At 25.6% G+C, this 6,940-nt stretch carries 6 protein-coding genes and 1 tRNA gene; 4 read left to right on the forward strand and 3 right to left on the reverse strand.

The window, feature by feature from the left end:
- Window positions 1-431: 431 nt before the first annotated feature.
- The gene (gene sdaAB / locus C7380_RS13250) at window positions 432-1,091 is read right to left on the reverse strand and encodes an L-serine ammonia-lyase, iron-sulfur-dependent subunit beta (protein ID WP_109606704.1); all 660 of its coding nucleotides are present in this window, start codon (window positions 1,089-1,091) and stop codon (window positions 432-434) included.
- A gap of 175 nt (window positions 1,092-1,266) precedes the next feature.
- Here sdaAB and C7380_RS13255 point away from each other — a divergent pair, with 175 nt between their 5' ends.
- The 4 genes from C7380_RS13255 (at window position 1,267) to C7380_RS13270 (ending at window position 5,550) form a co-directional block, all read left to right on the forward strand.
- Window positions 1,267-2,844 carry a DUF4350 domain-containing protein gene (locus tag C7380_RS13255; RefSeq protein WP_109606706.1) on the forward strand — a complete coding sequence of 526 codons (1,578 nt, stop codon included), beginning with the start codon at window positions 1,267-1,269 and terminating at the stop codon, window positions 2,842-2,844.
- A 41-nt stretch (window positions 2,845-2,885) separates the two neighbouring features.
- A tRNA-Leu gene (locus tag C7380_RS13260) sits at window positions 2,886-2,974 on the forward strand.
- 92 nt (window positions 2,975-3,066) lie between these two features.
- The gene (locus C7380_RS13265) at window positions 3,067-4,422 is read left to right on the forward strand and encodes an MATE family efflux transporter (protein WP_206050619.1); all 1,356 of its coding nucleotides are present in this window, start codon (window positions 3,067-3,069) and stop codon (window positions 4,420-4,422) included.
- 48 nt (window positions 4,423-4,470) lie between these two features.
- The gene (locus C7380_RS13270; protein ID WP_109606708.1) at window positions 4,471-5,550 is read left to right on the forward strand and encodes a family 1 glycosylhydrolase; all 1,080 of its coding nucleotides are present in this window, start codon (window positions 4,471-4,473) and stop codon (window positions 5,548-5,550) included.
- 22 nt (window positions 5,551-5,572) lie between these two features.
- On the opposite strand, the gene speE is transcribed toward C7380_RS13270, so the two are convergent.
- Together speE and speD are read right to left on the reverse strand one after the other, a co-directional pair.
- Window positions 5,573-6,418: a polyamine aminopropyltransferase gene (speE, locus tag C7380_RS13275; RefSeq protein WP_109606710.1), complete on the reverse strand. Its 846-nt coding sequence runs from the start codon at window positions 6,416-6,418 to the stop codon at window positions 5,573-5,575.
- Entirely contained in the window at window positions 6,419-6,817 is a 399-nt protein-coding gene (speD, locus tag C7380_RS13280) for an adenosylmethionine decarboxylase (RefSeq protein WP_109606712.1), read from the reverse strand.
- Window positions 6,818-6,940 lie beyond the last annotated feature (123 nt).

Genomic DNA, 6,940 nt, shown 5'->3' on the forward strand with positions numbered 1-6,940 from the left:
TTGCTATATCTACTCCCACTACTAATGTTTTTTCATCCACTTGTTTTATTTTATTATTTTGTGTATAATTCATTTAGGTTCCTCCTTTGTAAAATGTTTGATGGATTCTTGTTACACTTTTATTTTACGGGGAGGTTCCTTTTTTTTCAACCTCTTTCTTTTTTTATTTCAGGAATGCTCCTAATGAAATTAAATTATTTGTATAATAATTAAACTAAAAAAACAAATACTTTGTTTAAGACTTAAACAATTGGATTATAAAAAAAGTTAGTGAAAAAAATAACTTGTTTAATAAAAATGATTGTTATAAATATAACTTAGTATAACATAGAATTTTTTTATTGTCAATATTAAAACACAAAAATAGTGAAAATTATAACTTTGTTTACTTTTTTTTAATAAAAATATAAGGATATTCTTTAAGAATATCCTTATATTTTGGGTATATATTTACAAGAAATTATATTTTCAAATGATTCAAGTTCTTTTAAAAGTAATAATGTAGGTTCTTCATCGAGTTCAAGTATACAAACAGCTTCTTTTATAATTTTTGAAATTCTTTTAAGGGTAACATTTGCAACATTTATATTGTATTTAGAAATTGTTGACATAATTCTTGTTAATGTACCGGGAATATCTTTATTAACTATAGCTAAAGTTGGAACTTTACCTCTTAAATAAACTTCAGTTCCATCAAGTTCATTTACAACTATTTCAGATGCACCAATAGAAGCGGCAATGACTTCAAAATCATGATCATTTTTAGTAGCAATTATTTTTACAGTATTTGGATGAACGTTTCCAAGATCTTCAAAATTAAACTCATACTTCATATTTGTATCTTGAGCTATTTTATAAGAATTTCTAATTCTATGATCATCAACTTCAAAACCCATTATTCCTCCTAATAGAGCTCTATCAGTGCCATGGCCTATATATGTATCAGCAAAAGAACCATGAAGAATAAATCTTACAGAGTCTGGAGTTCCACCTATATAGTTATGTGCAAATTTACCTATTTTAACTGCTCCGGCTGTGTGCGAACTTGAAGGCCCTATTATTATGGGACCTATAACATCGAGTAAAGACATAAATTTATAACCTCCATTTTCAATTCATATTTTTTGTAATATTTATCTTATTTTTATAATTTTATCATTCTTTTTTTAAAAAGATATTATATTTGCTCTAATAAAATCATTATTAATCTTAAGTTTAATTTTTTTGATGTATAATATATTTATATAAATTTTGTGGAGGGATTATATGAAGAAATCAGTTTTTTTATTTATGGTTTTGACTTTTACTATTTTTATTTATGCTTTTTCTAATGTTATAACTATTGAAAAAGCCAGAACATTTAAAGATTTAACTCCTGTGACTGTTGAAGGTGTTGTTACTCTTGAACCTGGACCATTTGATATAAATTTATTTTTTATTCAAGATGATACTGCAGGTTTGAATGTTTATTCTGGAAATATGGATTTTAGCAAGTTTGATATAGAAAGAAATGATTTAATAAGAGTTACTGGATATTTATGGAAACATAAAATGAATCTTGAACTTGTTTTAGATAAAGATAATGAAAAACATAGTATAGAAATTCTTGAAAAAAATTATAAAGAAATTGAACCTATAAATATAAAAACAGTTGATATAAATGAAGAAAAATATGAAGGAATATTGGCCCATACAGAAGGAAAAGTAATTAAAGCTATGGGACAGGAGATTCTAATAGATGATGGTACTGGTGAAGGAATACTTTGGATAAGAGAAAATACTAAGATAGATCCAATGAATTTTAAAGAAGGCATAGATGTTGAAGTTACTGGAGTAATGGCACAGTATTTAACAAAAAGAGAAATACAACCAAGAAGTATTGAAGATTTAAAAACAGAAGATATATTTCCACCCGAAATAGAGTTTTATTCAATAGATAATAATATATTAAGTATTTTATTTAATGAAGAAATAATAGATAACTTCAAGTTAAATAAAACTATTAGAGATAATAAGAATAATATAAAAAATTACAAACTCATAAATAATAAAATACTTAAAATAGAATATGAAAATCTTCCTGTTGATTCTAAATTAATGTTAAGATTTGTTCAAGACATGAATGAAAATAAAGCGAATATTTTAAGTATAGATATTTCAGAAAAAAATATAAAAAAACATAATATTTTATTCGATGAATCACACTCTCAAACAGCAGGCAATTCCGATTGGACAATAACAGGAGGATATTCAGATTTTGCTGATCTTGCAAAAAAAATGGGTTTAAATGTAAAAAATGAAAAAATACATATAAAAAAAGATATATTAGATCTTTTTGGAATTTTTATAATTCCAGAACCAAATGGTCCTTTTTTTGCAGATGAAATTGAAGCATTACTTGAATGGGTAAAAGATGGAGGTAATTTATTTATAATAGCTGATCATGGTGGAGCAGATAGAAATGGTAATGGTTGGGATGCAGTTAGAGTTTTTAATGAATTTACTGAAAACTTTGGTTTTTTATTTGAGGGAGACGATTTAGAAGAAGAACCATTAAAAAATGTTTATAAACATGAAATAACAGAAAATATACAAAACATAGGTGTATGGAATGGATCTTCAATAAATATTTTAAAAAAAGATATTGAAGTATTAATATCTGATACAAATAAAAAACCTTATTTGATAAGTACAGTATATGGAAAAGGAAAAGTTATAGCTATAGGAGATTCTTCTCCATTTGATGACGGTACGGGAGCAACTGGAAATATTCTACATGATGGCTGGAGTTGGGGAGATGATGCCATTTTAGCAGAAAATATTTTAAAATACTTTTTAAAATGATTGACAATATAACTTTTTTGTAGTATAATAAATTCTGGTGAGCCGGGGTGGCGGAATTGGTAGACGCGATGGACTCAAAATCCATTGGGGGTGAAACCTCGTGCGGGTTCAAGTCCCGCCTTCGGCACCAGAAAAAAAGACATCTTAAATGAGATGTCTTTTTTTTATTATTATAAAACATGTTATAATTTAAAATGAAATAAGATTGATAGGAGTGATAATTTGGAAAGCAAATCAAAAAGACTTGGAACAGATTCAATACTTAGCCTCATGATAAAGTTATCTATTCCATCTATAATAGGTATGTCTATTCAAGCTCTATATAATGTTGTTGATAGTATATATATTGGTAGACTTTCAAAAGAAGCTTTATCAGCACTTTCATTGGCTTTTCCTATACAGATGATTTTGATAGCTATAGCTGTAGGTACTGGAATAGGGGCAACATCTCTTATATCGAGACTTTTGGGTGAGATGAAAGAAAAAAAAGCTGATAATGTTGCTGAAAATGTAATATTTGTAACAATATTTTATAGTATTATTGTATTTTTTATAGGATTATTTTTTTCTGATGAATTAATAAAAATATTTACTTCTAATATAGAATTGATAAATTTGGGAAAAGATTATATTCAAATAATAATGATTGGTTCTATAGCTATGTTTTTGCCAATAATAGCTAACAGTATTTTAAGAGGAGAGGGAAATACTTTCATTCCAATGATAAGTTTAATAGTTGGTGCTGTTATAAATATATTTCTTGATCCATTTTTAATATTTGGATTATGGATATTTCCAGCAATGGGAGTTAAAGGTGCTGCTTTGGCTACAGTTATATCAAGATTTATATCCGGAATATTAGTTTTAATAGTTTTATTTTATGGAAAAAATCAAATAAAATTTGATTTTAAAAACTTTAATATAGACTTTGATATAATAAAAGAAGTATACAGAGTAGGTCTTCCCGCCATGATTATGCAACTGTTGGGTAGCTTTATGATTGCTGGGGCTAATAAAATTGTAGCTTCTTTTAATCAAACGGCTATAGCTGTTGTTGGAATATATTTTAGACTTCAATCATTTGTTTTTATGCCTGTATTTGGATTAAATCAGGGTTATATACCAATAATAGGATATAATTTTGGACATAAAAACCCTGAGAGATTAAAAAAAGCAATTTTTATAGGCCTTATAACAGGATTTATATTCACTACGATTGGCTTTTTTTTATTACAGTTTTTTCCTGAAGAATTGATAAGAATGTTTAATGATGATCCTGAACTCATAAAAATAGGAGTAAATGCATTAAAAATAATAAGTATAGCTTTTCCAATAATAGGATTATCAATAGTTGGCTCAGCAACTTTTCAAGCTGTTGGAAAAGGATTACCTAGTTTAATCATTTCGTTTTTAAGACAAATAGTTCTGTTATTGCCTCTTATGTATATATTATCAAAAGAAATAGGTCTTAAAGGTACATGGTATGCTTTTCCTATTTCTGAATTTATATCTTTTTTTATAATGGTAATATGGTTTTATAAGACCATGAAAAAAATTATATCTGAAATGAGAAAATAAATTATATATAATAAACTAAGTTTAATTATATATTATAGGGGGATTAATATGTCTGAAAAATTTTTCCCAGAAGGGTTTATATGGGGTATTTCATCTAATAATTATAATGAATTTTTTAACTTTGATTTTAATAAAGAAATAGAGATGATAGAAGAAACAAAAGTTCAATATTATGAATTTAAGATATCTTGGAAAAATCTTTTTTTAGATAAAGATATTTTCAACAAAAAATATCTTGAAAAGATTATTGCTTTTTTAAAAAAATTAAATAAGTCTGGCATAAATCCAATTATTACTTTAATAAATGAAAAAAATATGCCAGAATGGTTTTTAAAAAATGGAGGGTTTTCTAATATTGAAAATAAAAAATTTATTTTGAAATATGTATTTTTTGTTATAAATGAAACTAAAGATTTTGTAGAATTTTATAATATTATGGAAAATTCTTATATTCTATTAAATGAAAATTATGAGAACTCATTGAAAATCTTTCAAAATATAATATATACTATTTCTGATATAAAAAAAATAAAATCTAAAAATTTAAAAGATAAAAAAATAGGTTTAACTTTTAATTTCAATGAAAAATATAAAAAAAATGGAATTTTTTCTTTTTTAAAAAAAGATAATAATAATTTATATTTCAATTTTTATAAATGTTTCAAACAAGAAAAAACTATTAAACCATTTTTAAATTCAGAAAAAATAGAAATAGATTTAGACTTTTTCATAATAAATTATCATGATGAGAGTTTAAATGATACAAATATTTTAAATGGTGATAGTATAAATACTGAAAAGATAAAAAATATTTTCAATCTTATAAAAGGGGTAAAAACTCCGATAATAATATCTTCTGGTGGTATATCTGATGATCAAGATAAATTTAGAAATAAATATATAATAACAATTCTTAATCAGATGCATGATTTTTTAAATAAGTCTAATATTATAGGATACATACAAAATTCTTTGATTGATAAACATTTTGAAAATGGGAATATTTCATTTGAAGGTTTTTTTGAAAATAAAAATGATAAAATTTTTAAGAGAAATTCTTTGAATATATATTCAAGAATAGTTGAGGAAAATGAAATAAATGAAAGATTTTTAAAATTTATAATGTAATGAGGTCTGCTTTAAGCAGACCTCATTTTATCATATCTTTTATAAAATTTGGTAATGAAAAACAAGAAACATGAATTTCTTCATTGTAATATTTTAAAGGTTTATCAAAATTTTTAACTTTTTCTGGTTCAAAATCCATTATAGGATCTTTGCCTTTTGAAGCAAAAACCCAAGTCCATACTCCAGGTGGATACATAGGCAAATATCCCATGTACAATCTTGCTTTAACGAAAATATTTGAAAGTCTTTTATAAGCATCTCTCATCCAATCTTTGTGAATGAAAGGATCTTCAGTTTCAGCAGAAAGAATTCCATCATCTGTTAAAGCTTCAAAACATGATTTATAAAAATCTTCTGTGAATAAAAGTCCACCTTCACCTTCTGTTGGATCTGTACTATCTATTATTATTAAATCAAAATAATTTTTATATTTTTTTATAAATTTAGAACCATCTTCTGAAACAAGTTTTACTTTTGGATTATCTAATTCACAAGAAGTTAAAGGCAAATATTTTTTGGCAGCTTCTATAACTTCTGCATCTATTTCGCACATTATGACTTCTTCTACAGAAGAATGCTTTAATACCTCTCTTACTGTACCGCCATCACCGCCACCTATTACTAAAACTTTTTTTGGGTTTTCGTGAATAAACATAGGAACATGGGCGATCATTTCATGATAAATAAACTCATCCATTTCTCTTGTCATAGTTAAACCATCTAAAGCAAAAACTCTTCCAAATTCAGGAGTATCAAAAATATCTATTCTTTGATATTTAGTTTGTTTTGAAAATAATATATTTGAAATACTAAAAAAAACACCTGATGTATCATTTGGATTGTATTCAAAAAAATTTATATGATTCAATTATTCCACCTCCACTTTGTGAGAAGAATTTTCAGGGATACCAATTTCATTGTAAAGTCCTCTCTTATGTTCATTAACTTCTGTTCTATTGGAATTAAAAGCTTTTTTTAGATATTCAAAGGCTTTCCATGGATCTACATCATCCCCGCAAGTGTATAGATCTATAGAAGCATAACCAAATTCTGGCCATGTGTGAATCGCCAAATGGGATTCTGAAACTATAACTGCACCACTAACTCCATGAGGTAAAAATCTATGAAAAGTCGAAGTGACGATTGTAGCCCCTGTTTCAATAGCAGCTTTTTTCATATAATATTCTACTTTTTCTACATTATCCAATATTTCATTATTACAGTTGTAAAATTCAGCAATTAAATGTTTCCCAAGAGATCTAACCAATTAATTCAACCTCCTTAACTTATATTAAATAGTATCTTTCTAAATTCTAAAAACGTTTATTTAAAGTAATTTTAAACGATGTTAAAAGGGATATTTACCTCCATAGGTTATAATTAAATTGTT

Source organism: Oceanotoga teriensis (assembly GCF_003148465.1).
Taxonomy (GTDB): Bacteria; Thermotogota; Thermotogae; order Petrotogales; family Petrotogaceae; genus Oceanotoga; species Oceanotoga teriensis.